The sequence below is a fragment of the Faecalibacterium sp. DFI.5.82 genome (assembly GCF_029076575.1).
In the GTDB taxonomy this organism is placed as follows: Bacteria; Bacillota; Clostridia; order Oscillospirales; family Ruminococcaceae; genus Faecalibacterium; species Faecalibacterium duncaniae.
On record NZ_JARFIS010000218.1, the window covers coordinates 1 to 339 of the forward strand.

Consider the following 339-nt stretch of genomic DNA (forward strand, 5'->3'; position numbering starts at 1 on the left):
CCATCCGAATCTCCAATAGGAAGCAGGACAACATATTCGTTCTGGCGATACGGTATTCAGTCAAGAATTTCAAATTCAACTTCGTTCCCATTCTCATCATTCAAAGTTATAATGTTGTCTTCATCCATTTCGTCGTTCCTTTTCTTAATATAAATAATTATCGTTGATAATTATGCCTAAGAGTTCAAAGAGATTATCCTTTTTTGAAAGAATGCATTTTTTCATGGATTGTTTAATTTGTTCCGTTGAAATGCTATCAGGCAACATTTCACTTGTGACACCATGACCGAATTGCCGAAAATACTGTTCTTCGATTTCATAATACTCATTATCAATTTT

Annotated in this window: 1 protein-coding gene; it reads right to left on the reverse strand. The window is 33.3% G+C overall.

What is annotated here, in order from left to right; translation table 11 throughout:
• Nucleotides 1–144: 144 nt before the first annotated feature.
• Nucleotides 145–339 (reverse strand): hypothetical protein (locus P0G09_RS16320; protein ID WP_275253190.1); only part of this gene is annotated, 195 nt, incomplete at its 5' end.